Source organism: Microbispora sp. CA-102843, from assembly GCF_050936215.1.
Taxonomy (GTDB): Bacteria; Actinomycetota; Actinomycetes; order Streptosporangiales; family Streptosporangiaceae; genus Microbispora.
Window position 1 is genome coordinate 2,199,793 of sequence record NZ_JBNJNF010000001.1, and the last position, 17,654, is coordinate 2,217,446.

General features: G+C 71.9%; 19 protein-coding genes and 2 tRNA genes. 16 read left to right on the forward strand and 5 right to left on the reverse strand.

Annotation, left to right across the window (positions count from 1 at the left end; genetic code table 11):
* The first annotated feature begins 5 nt into the window (after nucleotides 1-5).
* The 5 genes from araB (at nucleotide 6) to ACQEVJ_RS10280 (ending at nucleotide 6,195) form a co-directional block, all read left to right on the forward strand.
* The gene (gene araB / locus ACQEVJ_RS10260) at nucleotides 6-1,670 is read left to right on the forward strand and encodes a ribulokinase (RefSeq protein WP_433099536.1); all 1,665 of its coding nucleotides are present in this window, start codon (nucleotides 6-8) and stop codon (nucleotides 1,668-1,670) included.
* Nucleotides 1,667-2,326: an L-ribulose-5-phosphate 4-epimerase gene (locus ACQEVJ_RS10265; RefSeq protein WP_433099538.1), complete on the forward strand. Its 660-nt coding sequence runs from the start codon at nucleotides 1,667-1,669 to the stop codon at nucleotides 2,324-2,326. Before araB ends, ACQEVJ_RS10265 begins: the two co-directional genes overlap by 4 nt.
* Nucleotides 2,323-3,804: an L-arabinose isomerase gene (gene araA, locus ACQEVJ_RS10270; RefSeq protein ID WP_433099540.1), complete on the forward strand. Its 1,482-nt coding sequence runs from the start codon at nucleotides 2,323-2,325 to the stop codon at nucleotides 3,802-3,804. The genes ACQEVJ_RS10265 and araA overlap by 4 nt, the downstream gene beginning before the upstream one ends.
* Nucleotides 3,804-5,999, forward strand: a complete 2,196-nt coding sequence (locus ACQEVJ_RS10275) for an immunoglobulin-like domain-containing protein (protein WP_433099542.1) — start codon at nucleotides 3,804-3,806, stop codon at nucleotides 5,997-5,999. Before araA ends, ACQEVJ_RS10275 begins: the two co-directional genes overlap by 1 nt.
* A 120-nt stretch (nucleotides 6,000-6,119) precedes the next feature.
* Nucleotides 6,120-6,195: transfer RNA gene (locus ACQEVJ_RS10280), tRNA-Ala, on the forward strand.
* A 38-nt stretch (nucleotides 6,196-6,233) separates the two neighbouring features.
* Here ACQEVJ_RS10280 and ACQEVJ_RS10285 read toward each other — a convergent pair.
* Nucleotides 6,234-6,542, reverse strand: a complete 309-nt coding sequence (locus tag ACQEVJ_RS10285; protein WP_193205976.1) for an AzlD domain-containing protein — start codon at nucleotides 6,540-6,542, stop codon at nucleotides 6,234-6,236.
* Entirely contained in the window at nucleotides 6,542-7,252 is a 711-nt protein-coding gene (locus ACQEVJ_RS10290) for an AzlC family ABC transporter permease (RefSeq protein WP_433099544.1), read from the reverse strand. Before ACQEVJ_RS10290 ends, ACQEVJ_RS10285 begins: the two co-directional genes overlap by 1 nt.
* A gap of 67 nt (nucleotides 7,253-7,319) precedes the next feature.
* On the opposite strand from ACQEVJ_RS10290, the gene ACQEVJ_RS10295 reads away from it, so the two are divergent.
* The 4 genes from ACQEVJ_RS10295 (at nucleotide 7,320) to ACQEVJ_RS10310 (ending at nucleotide 9,532) form a co-directional block, all read left to right on the forward strand.
* Nucleotides 7,320-7,883 carry a helix-turn-helix domain-containing protein gene (locus ACQEVJ_RS10295; protein WP_433099546.1) on the forward strand — a complete coding sequence of 188 codons (564 nt, stop codon included), beginning with the start codon at nucleotides 7,320-7,322 and terminating at the stop codon, nucleotides 7,881-7,883.
* A 128-nt stretch (nucleotides 7,884-8,011) separates the two neighbouring features.
* Nucleotides 8,012-8,260, forward strand: a complete 249-nt coding sequence (locus ACQEVJ_RS10300; RefSeq protein ID WP_433099548.1) for a dihydroxy-acid dehydratase domain-containing protein — start codon at nucleotides 8,012-8,014, stop codon at nucleotides 8,258-8,260.
* Nucleotides 8,257-8,889, forward strand: a complete 633-nt coding sequence (locus ACQEVJ_RS10305) for a dihydroxy-acid dehydratase domain-containing protein (RefSeq protein ID WP_433099550.1) — start codon at nucleotides 8,257-8,259, stop codon at nucleotides 8,887-8,889. The genes ACQEVJ_RS10300 and ACQEVJ_RS10305 overlap by 4 nt, the downstream gene beginning before the upstream one ends.
* A complete protein-coding gene (locus tag ACQEVJ_RS10310) occupies nucleotides 8,879-9,532 on the forward strand; it encodes a GntR family transcriptional regulator (RefSeq protein WP_433099552.1) in 654 nt (217 codons plus the stop codon). Before ACQEVJ_RS10305 ends, ACQEVJ_RS10310 begins: the two co-directional genes overlap by 11 nt.
* 8 nt (nucleotides 9,533-9,540) lie before the next feature.
* Here the strand turns inward: ACQEVJ_RS10310 and ACQEVJ_RS10315 are convergent, their stop codons facing one another.
* Nucleotides 9,541-10,431, reverse strand: a complete 891-nt coding sequence (locus tag ACQEVJ_RS10315) for a dihydrodipicolinate synthase family protein (protein WP_433099554.1) — start codon at nucleotides 10,429-10,431, stop codon at nucleotides 9,541-9,543.
* Nucleotides 10,432-10,612: 181 nt separating this feature from the next.
* On the opposite strand from ACQEVJ_RS10315, the gene ACQEVJ_RS10320 reads away from it, so the two are divergent.
* Together ACQEVJ_RS10320 and ACQEVJ_RS10325 are read left to right on the forward strand one after the other, a co-directional pair.
* A complete protein-coding gene (locus ACQEVJ_RS10320) occupies nucleotides 10,613-11,278 on the forward strand; it encodes a class I SAM-dependent DNA methyltransferase (RefSeq protein ID WP_433099556.1) in 666 nt (221 codons plus the stop codon).
* Nucleotides 11,279-11,317: 39 nt separating this feature from the next.
* Nucleotides 11,318-12,757 carry a SpoIIE family protein phosphatase gene (locus tag ACQEVJ_RS10325; protein WP_433099558.1) on the forward strand — a complete coding sequence of 480 codons (1,440 nt, stop codon included), beginning with the start codon at nucleotides 11,318-11,320 and terminating at the stop codon, nucleotides 12,755-12,757.
* Here ACQEVJ_RS10325 and ftrA read toward each other — a convergent pair.
* Nucleotides 12,754-13,722, reverse strand: a complete 969-nt coding sequence (gene ftrA / locus ACQEVJ_RS10330; RefSeq protein ID WP_433099560.1) for a transcriptional regulator FtrA — start codon at nucleotides 13,720-13,722, stop codon at nucleotides 12,754-12,756. The genes ACQEVJ_RS10325 and ftrA overlap by 4 nt on opposite strands.
* A 72-nt stretch (nucleotides 13,723-13,794) precedes the next feature.
* On the opposite strand from ftrA, the gene ACQEVJ_RS10335 reads away from it, so the two are divergent.
* The 3 genes from ACQEVJ_RS10335 (at nucleotide 13,795) to ACQEVJ_RS10345 (ending at nucleotide 14,677) form a co-directional block, all read left to right on the forward strand.
* On the forward strand, nucleotides 13,795-14,250 hold the full coding sequence (locus ACQEVJ_RS10335; RefSeq protein ID WP_433099562.1) for a rhodanese-like domain-containing protein: 456 nt from the start codon (nucleotides 13,795-13,797) through the stop codon (nucleotides 14,248-14,250).
* Nucleotides 14,251-14,322: 72 nt separating this feature from the next.
* Nucleotides 14,323-14,398, forward strand: a tRNA-Ala gene (locus ACQEVJ_RS10340).
* 75 nt (nucleotides 14,399-14,473) lie between these two features.
* Nucleotides 14,474-14,677: a DUF6203 family protein gene (locus ACQEVJ_RS10345; RefSeq protein ID WP_433099564.1), complete on the forward strand. Its 204-nt coding sequence runs from the start codon at nucleotides 14,474-14,476 to the stop codon at nucleotides 14,675-14,677.
* A 23-nt stretch (nucleotides 14,678-14,700) separates the two neighbouring features.
* Here ACQEVJ_RS10345 and ACQEVJ_RS10350 read toward each other — a convergent pair whose 3' ends face one another.
* Nucleotides 14,701-15,663 (reverse strand): GlxA family transcriptional regulator, encoded by a 963-nt coding sequence (locus ACQEVJ_RS10350; protein ID WP_433099566.1) that lies wholly within the window; start codon nucleotides 15,661-15,663, stop codon nucleotides 14,701-14,703.
* Nucleotides 15,664-15,734: 71 nt separating this feature from the next.
* On the opposite strand from ACQEVJ_RS10350, the gene ACQEVJ_RS10355 reads away from it, so the two are divergent.
* Entirely contained in the window at nucleotides 15,735-16,994 is a 1,260-nt protein-coding gene (locus ACQEVJ_RS10355) for an MFS transporter (protein ID WP_433099568.1), read from the forward strand.
* Nucleotides 16,991-17,653, forward strand: a complete 663-nt coding sequence (locus tag ACQEVJ_RS10360; protein WP_433099570.1) for a peptidyl-tRNA hydrolase — start codon at nucleotides 16,991-16,993, stop codon at nucleotides 17,651-17,653. Before ACQEVJ_RS10355 ends, ACQEVJ_RS10360 begins: the two co-directional genes overlap by 4 nt.
* The last annotated feature ends 1 nt before the right edge of the window (nucleotide 17,654 follow it).

A 17,654-nucleotide genomic window follows, 5' to 3' on the forward strand; every position in this document is an offset into this window, starting at 1 on the left:
CATGTGTGAACGCTAACAGCGAGCGTTACGTCATCGGCGTCGACTACGGCACGCTGTCCGGGCGCGCGGTGGTCGTGCGGGTGAGCGACGGCGAGGAGGTGGGCGGCGCCGTCCACGAGTACGCCCACCGCGTGATCGAGGACACGCTGCCGGGCTCTGGCGTCCGCCTCGGCCCCGACTGGGCCTTGCAGTCGCCGGCGGACTGGATCGACGTGCTGCGGCACGCGGTGCCGAAGGCGCTGGCCGCCGCGCAGGTCCCGGCCGATCAGGTGATCGGCATCGGCACCGACTTCACGGCCTGCACGATCCTGCCCGCCACCGCCGACGGCCACCCGCTGTGCGAGGAGTTCCCCGAACGGCCGCACGCCTGGCCGAAGCTCTGGAAGCACCACGCGGCCCAGCCGCACGCCGACCGCATCAACGCGCTGGCCGCCGAGCGCGGCGAACCGTGGCTGCCGCGGTACGGCGGCAAGATCTCCTCCGAGTGGCAGTTCGCCAAGGGCCTGCAGCTCCTGGAGGAAGACCCGGAGACGTACGAGCGGGCCGACCGCTGGATCGAGGCCGCCGACTGGATCATCTGGCAGCTCACCGGCGTGGAGACCCGCAACGTCTGCACCGCCGGATACAAGGGGATCTACCAGGACGGCGCCTACCCGTCCGAGGACTTCCTGGCCGCGCTCAACCCCGCCTTCGCCGGCTTCGCACGCAAGCTCGAGGCCGGCGGGCGCGGCCAGGATCTCGCTCCGCTCGGCGGCCTCGCCGGTCGTCTGACCGCGCGGGCCGCCGAGTGGACGGGCCTGCCCGAGGGGATCGCGGTCGCGGTCGGCAACGTCGACGCCCACGTCACCGCCGCGGCGGCCGACGCCGTGCGGCCGGGTCAGATGGTCGCCATCATGGGCACCTCCACCTGCCACGTCATGTGCTCCGACCAGCTCGCCGAGGTTCCCGGCATGTGCGGCGTGGTGCGTGACGGCATCGTCCCCGGCCTGTGGGGCTACGAGGCGGGCCAGTCCGCCGTCGGCGACATCTTCGCCTGGTATGTGGACAACTGCGTGCCCGCGTCGTACGCCGAGCGGGCGGCGGAGGCGGGAGTCGGCCTGCACGAGTACCTGACCTCGCTCGCGGCCGAGCAGAAGGTCGGGCAGCACGGGCTGGTCGCGCTCGACTGGCACGGCGGCAACCGCTCGGTCCTGGTCGACCACACCCTGTCCGGCGTCATCGCCGGGCAGACGCTCGCCACCCGCCCGGAGGACGTCTACCGCGCGCTCATCGAGGCCACCGCGTTCGGCGCCCGGATCATCGTGGAGACGTTCGAGGCGTCGGGGGTGCCGGTCGAGGAGTTCGTGGTCGCCGGCGGCCTGCTCAAGAACCGCTTCCTCATGCAGACGTACGCCGACGTGCTGCGCCGCCCGCTGTCGGTGATCGGCTCCGACCAGGGGCCGGCCCTCGGCTCGGCGATCCACGCCGCCGTCGCGGCGGGCGCCTACCCCGACATCACGGCCGCCGCGGCTGCGATGGGCAAGCGCGAGGCCGCCGCCTACCTGCCCGACGCCGCGCGGGCCGACGCCTACGACCGGCTGTACGCCGAATATCGCAGGCTGCACGATCACTTCGCGGACGGCGGGATGCTCCACCGGCTCCGCGCGATCAGGAACGAGGCCAGTGCATGATCGATGAACTTCGCAGGGATGTCTGCCGGCTGCACGCCGAGCTGGTGCGTTACGGCCTGGTGGCGTGGACGGCGGGCAACGTGTCGGGCCGGGTGCCCGGCGAGGACCTGTTCGTCATCAAGCCGAGCGGCGTGTCGTACGACGACCTGACCCCCGAGTCGATCGTGGTCTGCGACCTCGACGGAAACCTCGTCGAGGGCGACCTGGCCCCCTCAAGCGACACCGCCGCGCACGCCTACGTCTACCGGCACATGCCGGAGGTGAACGGCGTGGTGCACACCCACTCCACGTACGCCTCGGCGTGGGCGGCCCGCGGTGAGGCGATCCCGTGCGTGCTCACCGCGATGGCCGACGAGTTCGGCGGGGAGATCCCCGTCGGGCCGTTCGCCCTCATCGGCAACGACGACATCGGCAAGGGCATCGTCGAGACTCTGACCGGCCACCGCTCCCGCGCGGTGCTGATGCAGAACCACGGGGTGTTCACGATCGGCGAGTCGCCGAAGGCGGCGGTGAAGGCCGCCGTGATGTGCGAGGACGTCGCCCGCACCGTGCACGTCTCCCGCCAGCTCGGCGAGCCGCTGCCGATCGCCCAGAGCGACATCGACAGCTTGTACGACCGCTACCAGAACGTCTATGGACAGAGGAGTCACCTGTGAGGCTATGGTTCCTGACCGGCAGCCAGGGTTTGTACGGCGAGGACACGCTGCGGCAGGTGGCCGAGCAGTCCCAGCGCATCGCCGAGCAGCTGGGCGAGGCGCTGCCGTTCGAGCTCGAGTGGCGGCCCGTGCTCACCGACGCGGCGGCCATCCGCCGGGTGTGCCTTGAGGCCAACGCCGACGACGAGTGCATCGGCCTGATCGCGTGGATGCACACGTTCTCCCCGGCCAAGATGTGGATCGCCGGGCTTGACGCGCTGCGCAAGCCGCTGTTGCACCTGCACACGCAGGCCAACGTGGAGCTGCCGTGGAGCTCCATCGACATGGACTTCATGAACCTCAACCAGGCCGCCCACGGCGACCGCGAGTTCGGCTATATCCAGACGCGTCTCGGCGTGCCGCGCAAGACCGTCGCGGGCCACGTGAGCGACCCGTCGGTGGCGGCGCGCATCGCCACCTGGGCCCGCGCCGCGGCCGGCCGGGCCGAGGTCGGCTCGCTGCGCCTGGCCCGCTTCGGCGACAACATGCGCGACGTCGCCGTGACCGAGGGCGACAAGGTCGAGGCGCAGCTGCGCTTCGGGGTGTCGGTGAACACCTACGGCGTCAACGAGCTGGTCGAGGCCGTGGACGCCGCCGCGGACGCGGACGTGACCGCCCTCGTCAAGGAGTACGAGGACCTCTACCGGATGGCCCCCGAGCTGCGCGCGGGCGGGGAGCGGCACGAGTCGCTGCGTTACGCGGCCCGCATCGAGCTGGGCCTGCGGCACTTCCTGGAGGGCGGCGGCTTCAAGGCGTTCACCACGAACTTCGAGGACCTGGGCGGGCTGCGCCAGCTTCCCGGCCTGGCCGTGCAGCGGCTGATGGCCGAGGGCTACGGCTTCGGCGGCGAGGGCGACTGGAAGACCTCGGTGCTGCTGCGCACGCTCAAGGTCATGTCGGCGGGCCTGCCCGGCGGCACCTCGTTCATGGAGGACTACACCTACCACCTCACCCCGGGCGAGGAGCTCATCCTCGGCGCGCACATGCTGGAGGTCTGCCCGACGGTCGCGGCCGACACCCCCTCGTGCGAGATCCACCCGCTGAGCATCGGCGGGCGTGAGGACCCGGTGCGGCTGGTGTTCGACGCCGCGCCCGGCTCCGCCGTGGTGGTCGGCCTGTCGGACATGGGCGAGCGGTTCCGCCTGATCGCCAATGAGATCGACGTGGTCGCCCCGCCCGAGCCGCTGCCCGCCCTGCCGGTCGCCCGTGCCGTATGGCGGCCCCGGCCCGACCTGCGCACCTCCGCCGAGTCGTGGATCACGGCGGGCGCCCCGCACCACACGGTGCTCTCCTCGGCCGTCGGGTCCGAGGAACTGACCGACTTCGCCGACATGCTCGGCGTCGAGTTGCTCGTCATCGACGAGGCGACCACCTCCCGCCAGTTCACCAAGGAACTGCGGTGGAACCAGGCCTACTATCGGCTCGCGCAAGGATTTTGATGGGAAAGAAGTGGGTGATGGGCGGCCTGGCCGCCCTCACGCTGGGAGCCGGGGCACTCGTCCCGTCCGCCGCGTCGGCGGCCGACGAGGGCCTCGCTCTCTGGTACAAGCTCGACGAGACCTCCGGCACGGTGGCGGCCGACTCCTCCGGCAACGGCAGGAACGGCACGCTCAACGGTGACGCGAGCTGGGGCGAAGGCCTCAAGCTCGGCGGCACCAACGGGTACGTGAAGGTGCCCGACAACCTCATGCGCGGCATGACCTCGATCACGGTCGCGCTCGACGTCTGGATCGACCCCACGCAGGCCACGCCGTACTTCGTCTACGGCTTCGGCAACTCGAGCGGGTCGAACGGCAACGGCTATCTGTTCACCACCGGTGACGCCTTCCGCACGTCGATCGCCTCGGGCAACTGGTCGACCGAGCAGACGGCCGGCGCGGGCGCCAACCTGCCGCGCGGCGGCTGGCAGCACATCGCGTACACGCTCGGCGGCGGTGTCGGGGTGCTGTACCAGAACGGCGACGAGGTGGCCCGCAACAGCGCCGTCACGCTCACCCCGGGCTCGATCGGCGGCGGCACGACCACGGCCAACTACGTCGGCCGCTCGCTCTACTCGGGCGACAAGTACCTCAAGGGCAGGGTCAAGGACTTCCGCGTCTACAGCCGGGCCCTCGGCGCGTCCGAGGTCGCCCAGCTCGCGGGGCCGGTCAACGCCGAGATCGTCAAGCAGGACGCCGCGGCGCTCGACCTCGGCGACACCGACGCGGTCCGGTCCGACCTGACGCTCCCGGCCAAGGGCACGTCCGGGTCCGCGATCACCTGGGCCTCCAGCGCCCCGTCCGTCGTCAGCGCGACCGGCGCCGTCACCCGGCCGCCGGCGGGCGCGGCTGACGCCCGCGTCACCCTCACCGCCACGCTCACCAAGGGCACGGCTACGGAGACGAAGACGTTCGACGTCACCGTCGAGGCGATCTACACCGACAAGCGGGCCGCCACGACCGACGCCGACAACCTCGTCGTGCACAACATCGACGACGTCCGCGGCAACCTGACGCTGCCGACCAAGGGCGAGAACGGCACCACCATCACCTGGCGGTCCAGCAAGCCGGACACGCTCAGCGAGACCGGCGTGGTCAACCGGCCGCGGCCGGGCGAGAAGGCCGTGAAGGTGAACCTCAAGGCGACGATCTCGAGCGGCAGCCACCAGGCCGTGCGGATCTTCAAGCCCGAGGTGCCGGCGCTGCCCGCCAAGGAGCCGTACAAGGGCTATCTGTTCGCCTACTTCACCGGTGAGGGTTACTCGAACGGTGAGCAGATCTACAACGCGCTGAGCAAGGGCAACGACCCCCTGCACTGGCAGGAGCTCAACGGCGGCCAGCCGGTCGTCACCTCCGACGTCGGCGAGAAGGGCCTGCGCGACCCGTTCGTCATCCGCTCGCCCGAGGGCGACCGGTTCTACATGATCGCCACGGACCTCAAGATCTACGGCAACGGCGACTGGGACCGCGCGCAGCGCGGCGGCAGCCGCTCGATCATGGTGGCCGAGTCGACCGACCTGGTGCACTGGACGAACCAGCGGCTCGTCCAGGTCTCCCCGCCGGAGGCCGGCAACACGTGGGCGCCGGAGGCGTACTACGACAAGACCCTCGGCGCGTACGTGGTGTTCTGGGCGTCGAAGCTGTACAGCAACCCGCAGCACACGGGGGACACATACAACAAGATGGTGTACGCGACGACCCGCGACTTCTACACCTTCTCCGAGCCGAAGATCTGGAAGGACCCGGGCTACTCGGTCATCGACTCGACCGTGATCGAGCACAACGGGATCTACTACCGCTTCACGAAGGACGAGCGGAACAACACCTCCTCCAGCCCGTGCAGCAAGTACATCATCGAGGAGAAGTCCACCTCGCTGACCAGCACGAACTGGGACTTCGTCAAGGAGTGCATCGGTTCCGGCGCGCTGTCCCGCGGTGAGGGGCCGACGATCTTCAAGTCCAACGTCGAGGACAAGTGGTACCTGTTCATCGACGAGTACGGCGGCCGCGGCTACGTGCCGTTCGAGTCGACCGACCTGGAGAAGGGCAACTGGACCGTCCCGGCCGACTACCAGCTCCCGAGCCGTCCGCGTCACGGCACGGTGCTGGGCGTCACGCAGGCCGAGTACGACCGGCTGCTCGCCGCCCTCGGCTGATCCGGTCTCGCTGACCGTTCGCGGGCCCTTCCCCTCCCGGGGGAAGGGCCCGTTCGTGTTTCAGGCGCTCGTCCCGGTTACCACCCCCGCGCGGACTCCTATACACTGACTGCGTCGCAAGGGGCTATAGCGCAGCTGGTAGCGCACTTCCATGGCATGGAAGGGGTCTGGGGTTCGAGTCCCCATAGCTCCACCACACCTCAAGGGCGGTCAATCGACCGCCCTTGTCTCGTCTCAGGGCACGCCGAGGAGGCGGAGGGCCGCCGTGGTGGCGGCGGCGAGGACGACGATCAGGGGGAACGGCGCCTTCCGCAGCGTGAGGATCCCGGCCACGAGCACTCCGGCGGGCCTGGCCCATCCGGCGAAGCCGTGCCCCTCGGTGAGGGCCGACGTGGCCACCAGGGCGATGAGCAGCACGGTCGCGGCGACGGACAGCAGGTGGCGAAGGCGGTCGGGCAGCCGGAGCCGGTGGCGCAGCACCGGCCCGGCCAGCCGGAACGCGTAGGTGCCGGCGGCCAGCGCGACGACGGCGAGCAGGGGCATCAGGGGACCTCCCGGTCGGACGGCGGCGCCGGTGTGCGCATGGCGAGCACCAGGCCGGTCAGGGCGAGCAGCACCGGCAGGCCGGCGGGCAGGAACGGCGTGGCCGCCACCGCTACGGCCGCCCCGACGATGGAAGCCCGGAGTAGGGCGGCATTCCGGACGTTCCTTCCGGTGAGCGAGGGCATCACGAGGGCGAGCAGCACCGCGGGGAAGGCCGCGTCCAGTCCCAGGGCGTCGGTGTCGCCGATGCCGCGCCCGGCCAGCGCGCCGAGCACGACGGCCGCGTTCCAGCTGACGAACAGGCCGAGCCCGCAGGCCCAGAACGCGGCGTGCCGCCGGCGGGGGTCGCCGTCGCGCAGCACGAAGGCCACCGCCTCGTCCGTCATGAGGTGTGCGCCGGTGAGGCGTGTCCACCACCGGCCGCCGAGGACGTCGCCGATCGCGAATCCGAACGGCAGCAGGCGCGTGTTCAGCACCAGACCGGCCGCGACGGCGGCGATCGGGGCGCCGCCGGACAGCACCACGCCGACCGCGGCGAACTGCGCGCCTCCGGCGAACACCAGCAGGGACATGACGACCGGCACCCACGGAGGCAGGCCGCCGGACACGGCGATCGCGCCGAACGCGGCGCCCACCATGGCGTCGGCGACGCATACCAGGGCGATGTCGCGGAGCGTGCCGCGATCGAGTGTTCGCCAGAGCGAATGCATGTCCAGTACAGTGAACAACGACGATGGTGTTCGTCAAGCCGAACAAACGGAAGTGTGGAGCGAACCCGTGGCTGAGCGGCCGTCCTTCGACCTGATCGCGCTCATCGCGGCGTCGATCCGCAGGGAGCGCGAGCGTGCCGGCCTGTCGCTGACCGAGCTGGCCAAGCGCGCGGGCATCGCCAAGTCCACGCTCTCCCAGCTGGAGTCGGGCGTCGGCAACCCGAGCGTGGAGACGCTGTGGGCGCTCGGGGTCGCGCTCGGCGTGCCGTTCAGCCGCCTGGTGGACCCGCCCCGGCCGGCCGTACGGGTGATCCGGGCGGGGGAGGGGCCCGCGACCTACTCCGAGCAGGCCAGCTACTCGGCCACCCTGCTGGCCTCGTGCCCGCCGCACGCGCGGCGCGACCTCTACCGCATCTCGGCGCAGCCGGGCCGGCCGCGCACCTCCGACCCGCACATGGCCGGCACCGTCGAGCACCTCCTGATCGGCACCGGACGGGCGCTCGCCGGGCCCGCGGAGGAGCCGGTCGAGCTCGGGCCGGGCGACTACATCGCCTATCCCGGCGACGCCCCCCACGTCTTCGAGGCCCTCGAGCCCGACACGACCGCGGTCATCGTCATGGAGCACATCTGAGGCCTAGCCCGCCTGCGGCTGCGGTGTGCCCGTGTGGATCGTCACGGCGGCCAACGCTAGAGATCTCCCCGCGGGAAGGAAAGAAGATATCTTGATATACCAGGATTCGCTGACGTACGTTCGAGCGGGTGAGAGCGGAAGAGCTGCGCAGCCATCGCTGGTACGGCACCGGCAGCCTTAGGTCGTTCAGCCACCGGGCGCGGACCCGGCAGCTCGGCATCGTGGCGGAGGAGCACCTCGGCAAGCCCGTCGTCGGCATCCTCAACACGTGGAGCCAGCTCAACCCCTGCCACATGCACCTGCGTGAGCGGGCCGAGGACGTCCGGCGCGGCGTCTGGCAGGCCGGGGGCTACCCCGTGGAACGGCGTCCACGATGACCTCGGTGGCCGAGGTGCTCGGGCTCACGCTGCCGGGCGCCGCCTCGATCCCGGCCGTGCTGTCGGCGCACACCCGGATGGCCGCCGCGAGCGGCCGCCTCGCGGTGGACCTGGCCTGGCACGGTCCCCGGCCGTCGCAGGTGCTGGACGAGAGGGCCTACCGCGATGCGGTGACCGCCGTGCTGGCCCTGGGCGGCTCGACCAACGCGGTGATCCACCTGATCGCGATGGCCCGCCGCAGCGGGGTGCGCCTCACGCTCGACGACTTCGACGCCGCGTCCCGCCGGGTGCCCGTCCTCGCGGACGTACGGCCCGGCGGGGCACACCTCATGGAGGACTTCCACCGGGCGGGCGGCGTCCCCGCGCTGCTGCACAGGATCGCCGCCCTGCTCCACCTCGACCGGCCCACGGTCGGCGGCCCCGGCCCCGTGACGCGGGACCCGTACGACGACACGGTCATCAGGCACAGGGACGACCCGGTGTCGCCGGAGGGCGGGCTGGCCGTGCTGCGCGGGAACCTCGCGCCGGGCGGCGCGGTGATCAAGCATGTGGCCGCGGAGCCGAGGCTGCTGCGCCCGAGCCGGACGTCGACTGATCGGGATTGGTATACCGGTACGCATGACCGCTGAGCACGTGCTGAGTCCGGTGGCCAAGTCGACCACCCGCACCGACCTGGTCGCCGGCGCGATCCGCACCGCGATCCTGTCCGGGCGCATCGCGCAGGGGGAGACGCTGGTGGAGCGCCGCCTGGCCGAGCGGCTCGGGGTCTCCAAGACGCCCGTCAGGGAGGCGCTCATCGGACTGGCCGCCACCGGGCTGGTCGTGATCGGCCCGAACCGGGGGGTGACGGTGCGCGTGGTGGACCGCGCCGACCTCCGGAAGGCATACGAGGTCAGGCTGCTGCTCGAACCGTGGGCGATCGGCCGGACGGCGGCCTCCGGGCACGCGACGGACGGCGCGCGGGCGGCCCTCGCCGAGGCGCGGGCGCTGCTCGCCGGCACCGACACGGCGGCCCTCAGCCTGGCGAACCGGCGCTTCCACCGCGAGCTGTACGCCCGGTGCGGCAACGAACTGGTGGTCGCCCAGCTCGACACTCTGCAGGACCTCGCCGCGCTCGGCACGGTCACCGTGCTGTGGCGGGACCGGCCCACCTGGCCCGAGGAGCACGAGGAGCACGAGGCGGTCCTCGCCGCCGTCGAGGTGGGCGACGCCGCGCTCGCCGAACGGCTGGCCCGCGGCCACATCGAACGCTCGGTCGCCCGCCTCACCTGAAACGGACTTCAGGTGAGCGTGCGCAGGATGTCCGAAACCCTCTGCCGGTCGGGGCCGGTCAGTTCGGTCATCGGCGGGCGTACGGCCCTGCCGCACACGCCGAGTTGCGCGAGCGCCTCCTTGACCACCGAGACGTTGTGCTCGCCGCCGTTCCTGGCGCGCAGATCCTCGATGGGCTTGAGCAGCCGCCACACCTTCGCGGCGCCTGCCCGATCGCCCGCCCGGAGCAGGGCGTGCAGCTCGAGCGACATCTCGGGGGCGATGACCGCGAGGCCGGAGGTGAAGCCCTCCGCGCCGCCCGGCCAGAAGAACGGCGCCCAGGTCTCGGCGAGCCCGCACAGCCAGACCGGCCCTTCGACCGCGGCGGCGAGGACGGCCATGGTCACCGGGTCGGGCACCGCGTACTTGACTCCCACGACGTTGGGGCATTCGCGCAGCAGGTCGCGCAGGGCGCGCGCGGTCACGGCGGGGGAGCGCACGTAGCAGACCACTCCGAGGCCGGGCACTGCCTGGGCGATCTCCCGGTGGTAGGCCGTCCAGCCGGCCTCCGACTGGTAGGGGTGCACCGGCTGATGGACCATGACGGCCTGGCAGCCCTGGCGGGCGGCGTCCCTGGCCAGCCGTACGGCCCGGCGCACCTCGTGGCCCACGCCCGCGATCACGACGGCGTCCGGCGCGGCCCTCCGGGTGACGGCGACGACCCGGGACAGCTCGTCGTCGCTCAGTGAGTAGAACTCCCCGGTGTTGCCGTTGGGGGTGAGCGCGCGTACTCCGTCTCCCCTCGTCAGCCGTTCGACGACGGCCGCGAGCGCCGGCTCGTCGAGCCGGTCGCCGTCGTCGAACGGAGTGACCGTGACGGCGACCACGCCGCGCAGCGCCTCGCGGACATCGTCGATCATGTGAACCTCCCGGGGCTGATATCTGGTATATCAGTATGCCGAAACGGGTTGAATTGACAACGATCTTTGACTCAAATGATGGCCGAAATGCCTATTTGGCCGCGCAATGTCTTGACTTGTTCGGGTGTAGTCCCCTATCTAGAAGAAGGCAAAAGACGGCTGATCATCAACGGCGGCGACCATGACAATCGAATCAGGACCGGACAATCCGCGTCAGGAGTACCGCGCCATCCAGGCTGAGGCGTTCAACCGCATCGGCGGCCGGTACGACGAGGCGTTCCCGCACAAGGAAGGCCAGGTGGCCGCCGGAGAGTGGATGATCAAGCAACTCCAGCCGGGGGCGCGGGTCCTCGACGTCGGCTGCGGCACCGGCTCGCCCACGGCCCAGCAGTTCGCCGAGGCGGGCTGCGAGGTGGTCGGCATCGACATCTCCCCGGTCATGCTGGACCTGGCGAGGAAGAACGTGCCGGTCGGGACGTTCCTCGAACGCGACGTGCTCGACCTCGACGAATCGCTCGGCGTGTTCGACGCCGTGACCGCCTTCTTCAGCCTGCTCATGCTGCCGCGCGCCGAGATCGGGCAGGCGCTCGGCAAGATCCACGCCGTGCTCGCCCCCGGCGGCCTGTTCTCGCTGAGCATGGTGGAAATCGACCTCGACGACGTTCCTTTCCAGTTTCTCGGCGCTCCGGTGCGGGTGACCGGATATCTGCGCGACGAGTTGCGCGAGGTGATCGAGGCCGCCGGGTTCAGCGTGCTGTCGGAGAACCACCTTTCGTACGCTCCGGCGACCACTCAGGCGCCGCCGGAAATCCAGCTCTTCGTCAACTGCCGGCGTGACCAATTCTGAGCGGCCACACCCGTGTCAGGAGACGGGGAACCGTCCTCTGTGCTGAGTCACGTCAGCGAGGTCGTCCGGGCCATCGGCGAGAGCCGGGGCCCGGAGGAGGCGACGAGGGCTCTCTGCGAGGCGGTGGTGCCGAGGCTGGCCGACGCCGCCGCGGTCTACGTGGACGGCGCCGTCTGGCACCGGGTCGATCCCGACGGACGGCTGCCGCCGCGCTGGGCCGGCGACGGGATCGGTGAGGCGGCCCTGCTCGACGGGCACCTGCTCGCCGTGCCCCTCCGGGCGTACGGCAAGCCCGTCGGCTGCGCGCTGCTGGCGCGCGACGCCCGGCGGGCGCCCTTCGGGGAGGCCCACGTGCTCGCCGCGGGCCAGTTCGCCGTGCCCACCGCGCTCACGATCTTCCACGGGCGGCGGGACCGCCAGCAGGACGAGACCCTGGAGACCCTCCAGCGCGGGATGCGGCCGGGCGACCCGCCCGACCTGCCCGGGCTGGAGATCGCCTACCGCTACAAGCCCGCCGCCGAGCGGGTGGGCGGCGACTGGTACGACGTCATCCCGCTGCCGGGCAGCAGGGTGGCGCTGGTCGTCGGCGACGTGATGGGACACGGGCTGGCCGCCGCGGCCGTGATGGGCCAGCTCCGCACGGCCGTGCAGACCCTGGCCTCGCTCGACCTGCCGGCCGAGCAGGTGCTCCACTCGCTCGACGAGATGGCCCAGCGGCTGGCCGCGCAGACGCTCACCACCTGCGTCTACTGCGTGTACGACCCGGTGCTGCGCAGGTGCACGATCGCGAGCGCCGGGCACCTGCCGCCGATCCTGCTGGGGCCGGACGGCAAGGCGGAGGTGCTGTCGCCGCCCAGGTGCCCGCCGATCGGGCTGGGCCGCACGCCGTTCGAGACGATGGAGATCGCGGCGGAGGACGGCAGCATGCTCGTCCTCTACACCGACGGGCTCGTGGAGGAGCGCGGGCAGGACATCGGGCTGAGCGTGGAGTCGCTGCGCCGCAAGCTCGCGAACGGCACCTCGATCGAGGCGCTGAGCGACGACGTGCTGTCCGCCGCGAGGACCGACGACGTCACCGTGCTGGCCATCCGGTTCCGCGGCATCCCCAGTGAGCACGTCGCCCAGTGGCTGCTGGAGCCCCAGCCGACGGCGCCGTGGCGCGTACGCGGCCTGGTCCGCCGGACGCTCGGCTCGTGGGGTCTCACGTCCATGATCCCGGTGGCCGAGCTGCTCGCCGGGGAGCTCGTCACCAACGCCGTACGGCACACCTCGCGGCCCATCACCATCAGACTGCTGCGCACCGACCACCTGCTGTGCGAGGTGAGCGACGACGACCACCGGCTGCCGGTGGTACGCGAGCCCGGCCCGCTCGACGAGGACGGCAGGGGGCTCTACCTGGTCAGCCAGCTCGCCGATCACTGGGGGACCAGCCGGGTCGCGGGAGGCAAGACCGTCTGGTTCTCGCTGGCGATCCCCTAACCCCGGAACGCCTTCCGGTAGGCCGACGGCGACGTGCGCATCGAACGGCCGAAGTGGTGGCGGAACGTCACCGGGCTCTCGAAGCCGACGGCGGCTGCGATCTCCTCGATCGGAGCCGCCGTCGTCTCCAGGAGGGACAGGCTGGCCGCGATCCGCTGCGCGATCACCCACCGCAGCGGGCTCGTCCCGGCGCGGCGGCCGAAGTGCCGGATGAAGCCGCGTTCCGACATCCCCGCGACCCGGGCCAGCGCGGCCACCGTGACCGGCCGGGTGAGATCGGCCAGCACCCAGTCCATCGCCCTGCCCACCGGGTCGTCGTCCTCCACCGATGCGACCGGCGCCTCGACGAACTGCGCCTGCCCGCCCTCGCGGTGCGGCGGCACCACCAGCCTGCGGGCCACCGCGTTGGCCACGCTCGGCCCGTGGTCGCGCCGCACCAGGTGCACGAGCAGGTCGAGGCCCGCCGCGCTGCCCGCGCTGGTCAGCACGTCGCCCTCGTCCACGTACAACACCCCGGGATCCACCCTGACCTCGGGAAAGCTCCGCTGGAGCAGCGCGGCGTACCTCCAGTGGGTCGTCGCGGCCCGCCCGTCGAGCAGCCCGGCGGCGGCGAGGGCGAAGGCGCCCGAGCAGATGGACACCACTCGGGCCCCGCCGTCGTGCGCCCGGCGCAGGGCGGCCGTGAGGGCGGGGGAGATCTCCGCTTTCACGTCGGGGACTCCGGGCACGATCACGGTCCGCGCGCCGGCGAAGGCGTCCAGCCCGTGCGCCGCCTCGATCGTGAACCCGCCGACCGCCCGCAGCGGGCCGGGCCTCTCGGCGCACACGGCCAGCTCGTACCACGGGACGTCCAGCTCCGGGCGGGGCAGCCCGAAGACCTCGACGACGCAGCCCAGTTCGAAGGGGCTCATGCCGTCGAAGGCCAGCACCGACACGGTGCGGCTCCGATCGGGGAGCGGGAGCATGGCGGGATATTAGCGATATCGGGCGTTCATGCCTCTTCTGGCATGGCAGGTCGGCCGGGCACCCTGGTCGGCATGTCCGCCGTAACGCACACCCCGGCCGCCGATCCGGCCGCCGCCGTCGCCCACTTCGCCGCCCGCCTGGCCTTCGAGACCGACGTGTCCGACGTACGCACCGATCTGCTCTCCGGGGAGCCGGGGATCGTCGTGGTCGACTCGCGGAGCGCGGAGAGCTGGCGGCAGGGCCACGTCGAGGGGGCCGTCCATCTGCCCACGGCGGAGATCGCCGCCCGGGCGCCCGCGCTGATTCCCCGTGACGTGACGGTGGTCACGTACTGCTGGGGGCCGGGCTGCAACGGCGCGACCCGCGCGGCGCTGGAGTTCGCCCGGCTGGGCTACCGGGTCAAGGAGATGATCGGCGGGTTCGAATACTGGGTGCGTGAGGGCTTCCCGGTCGTGGAGCCCTCCGGGGTGCGCACCCGGCCGGCCGATCCGCTCACCGCCCCCGCGGGGGCCGCCTGCGCCTGCTGACGTCTTCTCGGTTACACCCACGCCACGGAAGTCCTATACACTGGCGAAGCGCCGCCGACGCGGCGTGGGCAAGGGGCTATAGCGCAGCTGGTAGCGCACTTCCATGGCATGGAAGGGGTCTGGGGTTCGAATCCCCATAGCTCCACCACAGCCGCCCTCCATCTGGAGGGCGGCTCTTGCTTTTGTGGCGTGTTCACCCTCGTGCCGGGTAGGGGCGGGTGTCATGAAGAGGATCCTGCAGCTCGTCGTCACCCGCTGGCTGGCGCGTACGCCGCTCGGGCTGGTCGTGCTCGGCCTCGCCTGGCTGTTCATGCGCAAGCGGCGGGCCCGCAGGCAGCAGCCCGAGGGCACCCCGGCGCTCCGCGAGCCCGGACGCCGGGACAACCCGTACGCCTGGCGCGGTCCCGCCGCGGGCAACCGCCGCTGACGCCGGCCAGCCGTTGACACCGATCAGCCGAGGACGGCGGGAGTGCGGAACGTCTGCCGGTAGACCAGGGGGGACACCCCCACGGCGGCGTGGAGGTGCTGGCGGAGCGAGACCGCGCTGCCGAATCCGGCCTTCCTGGCGATCGCGTCGACCGGCAGGTCCGTGGTCTCCAGCAGGTGCCGGGCGTGCGCGATCCGCTGCCCGGCGAGCCATCTGGCCGGGCTGAGGCCGGTCTCCTCCCGGAACCTGCGGGTGAACGTCCGCACGCTCATGCGGGCGTGCACGGCCAGGGCGGCCAGGTTGACCGGCTCCTCCAGGTGTTCGAGCATCCACGCCCGGGTGGGTGCGGTGGTGGTCCCGGCGGGATCGGGCAGCGGCCGTTCGATGTACTGGGCCTGCCCGCCTTCCCGGAACGGCGGGGTGACGCACCGGCGGGCGGTGCGGTTGGCCACCTCGCTGCCGTGGTCGCGCCGGATGACGTGCAGGCACAGGTCGATGCCCGCCGCCACGCCGGCCGAGGTCAGCACGTCGCCGTCGTCGATGAACAGCACGTCGGGATCGAGCCGTACGCGGGGGAACAGCGCACGGAAGTCCGCGGCGTTGCGCCAGTGGGTCGTCGCCGGACGCCCGTCCAGCAGGCCCGCGGCGGCCAGCACGAAGGCCCCGGTGCAGATCGAGATGAGCCGGGCTCGCCCCGCGACGCTCCACAGCGCCGCGCGCACCTCCTCGTCGAGCGTGCCCTGCTCCAGCGGCCGGCCGCTGTGGATGCCCGGCACCACCACCGTGTCCGCCGTCGCGAGCACGCTCAGGTCGTGGTCGGGGACGACGCTGTAACCCGCCGGGCTGCGCACCGGGCGGCCTCCGGGGGTGCAGGTGACGATCTCGTACAGCGGGCCGGGGTCGCGGGCGGCCCAGAACACCTGCCCGGGGACGCCCAGATCGAGTGTGGCGAAGTCGTCCATGGCCAGTACGGCGACGCGGTGCATGGCCCGATTCTTTCACATGTTGACCTCCCGGCCACTGTCTCGAAGGCGGACACAACGGGAGGATGCTCGCCATGAAGTCGCTGCATCGTGCGTGGATCGTCGCCGCCGTCGCCTTCGTCGCGATCATCGGGGCGGCCGGGTTCCGCGCCACGCCGGGCGTGATGATCACGCCGTTGGAGGACGAGTTCGGCTGGACGAGGGGCACGATCTCGCTCGCGGTCTCGGTCAACCTCATGCTCTACGGGCTCTGCGCGCCGTTCGCGGCGGCGCTCATGGACCGCTTCGGCATGCGCCGCATCGTCTCCTGCGCCCTGCTGCTGGTGGCGATCGGCAGCGGCCTGACCGTGTTCATGACCGCGAGCTGGCAGCTCGTCGCGCTCTGGGGCGTCATGGTCGGGCTCGGCACCGGTTCGATGGCGCTCGTCTTCGCCGCCACGCTGACCGACCGCTGGTTCGTACGGCACCGCGGCCTGGTCACCGGCGTGCTGACGGCCGGCGGCGCGACCGGGCAGCTGATCTTCCTGCCGGTGCTCGCGCACCTGGCCGAGATGCAGGGCTGGCGGTGGGCCTCGGTCACGGTGGCGGCAGCCGCGCTCGCCGTCGTACCCCTCGTGTGGTTCCTGCTCAGGGACACCCCCGAGGAGATCGGCCTGACCGCGCTGGGCGCGGCCGAGCCGGTCGTGCGCACGCCGGCCAAGGGTGCCGCCGCGCGGGCCGTCCGCGTGCTGCGGGACGCCGCCCGCACCCGGCACTTCTGGTATCTCGCCGTCGGCTTCGCCATCTGCGGCGCGAGCACGAACGGCCTGGTCGGCACCCACTTCATCCCGGCCGCCCACGACCACGGCATGGCGGAGACCACCGCCGCCTCGCTGCTCGCGGTCATCGGGGTCTTCGACATCGCCGGCACCGTCTTCTCGGGCTGGCTGAGCGACCGGGTGGACCCGCGGCTCCTGCTCGTCGTCTACTACGGGCTGCGCGGGCTGTCGCTGCTGGTCCTGCCGCAGTTGTTCGCCGCCACGGCCCAGCCGAGCATGCTGGTCTTCATCGTCTTCTACGGTCTCGACTGGGTGGCCACCGTGCCGCCGACCGTCGCGCTGTGCCGCAGGATCTTCGGCACGGACGGCGCCGTGGTGTTCGGCTGGGTCTTCGCCTCCCACCAGGTCGGCGCGGCCGTCGTCGCCACCGTGGCCGGGGTCACCCGCGACCACCTGGGGAACTACGACCTGGCGTGGTATGGCGCGGGCGTGCTGTGCCTGCTCGCCGCGCTCATGTCGTCCCGTATCGTCACGCGTGTCCGGGATCGCCGCGAAGCTGCGATCCTTGTCGGGTGACCGAACGCGTTCTTCCCCTGGTCGTACGCATCGAGCGGGCCGCGCCGCCGCAACGCACCGACGCGCTGGAGGCCGCGGCGACGGCCGTGGTACGCCTGCTCGACCGTGCCCAGGACGGCGGAGAGTGGCCCGACGAGGTCGCCGAGTGGCAGGACGGCCGGATCAGGAAGGTGGTCAGGCGGGCACGCGGCGCCGAGTGGCGGCGGGCGCTCGCCCTGCCCGGCATCACCGTCACCGTGCGCACGGCCGAGGTGCGGGTGCATCCTCCCGTGCCGCTCGACGACTGGCCGCGCGACCTCGCCCGGCTCCAGGTGTCGGGCACGGAGCTCTTCGACGACGACGCCCCGCCGGAGACCGGTCCCGACGACGCGGTGCTCTGGATCAACCCCCGCCTGGATATGACGGCGGGCAAGGCGATGGCCCAGGCGGGCCACGGCGCTCAGTTCGCGTGGTGGGGCGCGGGCGAGGCGGACAGGGCGGCCTGGCGCGAGCGCGGCTTCGCCGTACGCGTCAGGACGGCCGGCCTCGCCCGGTGGGACGCGCTGGCCGCGAGCGGGCTGCCGGTGGTCAGGGACGCCGGGTTCACCGAGATCGCACCGGGCTCCGCGACGGTCGTGGCCGACGCGCCATGGCTGCGGGTGGGCGTTCCCGAAGTGTGAT